This is a genomic window from Rhodovulum tesquicola (genome assembly GCF_024128855.1).
Classification (GTDB): domain Bacteria; phylum Pseudomonadota; class Alphaproteobacteria; order Rhodobacterales; family Rhodobacteraceae; genus Rhodovulum; species Rhodovulum tesquicola.
Window position 1 is genome coordinate 1 of record NZ_JAMYDV010000053.1, and the last position, 1,959, is coordinate 1,959.

The 1,959-nt window shown below is 65.3% G+C and carries 1 protein-coding gene; it reads right to left on the reverse strand.

From position 1 onward, the window contains the following. Positions 1-17: 17 nt before the first annotated feature. The coding region (acs, locus tag NHN26_RS17285; protein WP_253090539.1) for an acetate--CoA ligase at positions 18-1,959 on the reverse strand (1,942 nt) is incomplete at its 5' end.

Genomic DNA, 1,959 nt, shown 5'->3' on the forward strand with positions numbered 1-1,959 from the left:
CCGCCCCCGGATTTCGTTTACCTGTTCATCCTGTTTTCGATGAGGGTATCGACGACGGATGGGTCGGCGAGGGTTGAGATGTCGCCCAGCGCGCCGAAGTCGTTTTCGGCGATCTTGCGCAGGATGCGGCGCATGATCTTGCCCGACCGGGTCTTGGGCAGGCCCGGGGCCCACTGGATGAGGTCGGGCTTGGCGATCGGGCCGATCTCGGTGCGGACCCACTTTTCCAGCTCCTTCTTGAGCTCGTCGGTGGGTTCGACATCGTTCATCAGGGTGACATAGGCATAGATGCCCTGGCCCTTGATCTCGTGCGGGTAGCCGACGACGGCGGCCTCGGCCACGGCGGCATGGGCCACCAGCGCCGATTCGACCTCGGCCGTGCCCATCCGGTGACCGCTCACGTTGATCACGTCATCGACGCGGCCCGTGACCCAGTAATAGCCGTCCCGATCGCGCCGGCAGCCGTCACCGGAGAAGTAATAGCCCTTGTACTGGCTGAAATAGGTCTCCTGGAAGCGGTCGTGATCGCCCCAGACGGTGCGCATCTGGCCGGGCCAGCTGTCCTTGAGGCAGAGCACGCCCTCGGCCTCGACCCCGTCGATTTCCTTGCCCGATTCGGGTTCCAGCACCACCGGCTGCACCCCGAAGAAGGGCAGCGTGGCCGAGCCGGGCTTGGTGGGGATGGCGCCGGGCAGGGGCGTCAGCAGGTGGCCCCCCGTCTCGGTCTGCCACCAGGTGTCGACGATCGGGCAGCGGCCCTTGCCGACATGGGTGTTGTACCATTCCCAGGCCTCGGGATTGATCGGCTCGCCGACCGAGCCCAGCACCTTGAGCGCGGAGAGGTCGTATTTCTCGACCCATTCGGTGCCCTGGCCCATCAGCGCGCGGATCACGGTCGGCGCGGTGTAGAACTGGTTCACCTTGAGGTCCTGACAGACCTGCCAGAACCGGCCCGCATCGGGCCAGGTCGGCACGCCCTCGAACATCACCGTGGTCGCGCCATTGGCCAGCGGCCCGTAGACGATGTAGCTGTGCCCGGTGACCCAGCCGACATCGGCGGTGCACCAGAAGATGTCGCCCTCGTGATAGTCGAAGACATATTCATGGGTCATCGCGGCATAGACGAGGTAGCCGCCCGAGGAATGCACCACGCCCTTGGGCTTGCCGGTGGACCCGCTGGTATAGAGGATGAACAGCGGATGCTCGGCGCCCAGTTCCCGCGAGGGGCAGTCGGGGCTGGCATGGTCCATCAGCGCCAGCACGTCCACGTCGCGCCCGTCGATCCAGGTGGTCTGGTCGCCCGTGTGCTTGACCACCATGCAGCGCACCCGGTCGGAACAGTGCAGCAGCGCGGCATCGGTATTGGCCTTGAGATTGGTCTTGCGCCCGCCGCGCGGCGCGGTGTCGGCGGTGATCACCACCTTGGCGCCGCAATCGTTGATCCGGTTGGCGAGGCCATCGGCCGAGAAGCCCGCGAAGACGATCGAATGGATCGCCCCGATCCGCGCGCAGGCCAGCATCGCATAGGCCGCCTCGGGGATCATCGGCATGTAGATCACCACCCGGTCGCCGCGCATCACGCCCTGCGAAAGCAGGACGTTGGCCATCCGGTTCACCTTCTCGTGCAGCTCGCGATAGGTGATGTGACGGGCCGGATCCTTGGGGTCGTCCGGCACGAAGATGATCGCGGTCTGGTCGCCGCGCTTGGCGAGATGCCGGTCGATGCAGTTCGCCGCCACGTTCAGCGTGCCGTCGCGGAACCAGTGAATCTCCACCTCGCCCGGACGGAAGGACGTGTTCTTCACTTCCGTATAGGGCTTGATCCAGTCCAGACGACGCCCATGCTCCCCCCAGAACCCTTCCGGATCCTCCACCGACCGGCGATACATCTGCGCATACAACGCCCCGTCAACATGCGCCGAACGCACAAAATCAGAAGACGGCGCGTAAAGCTTGTCG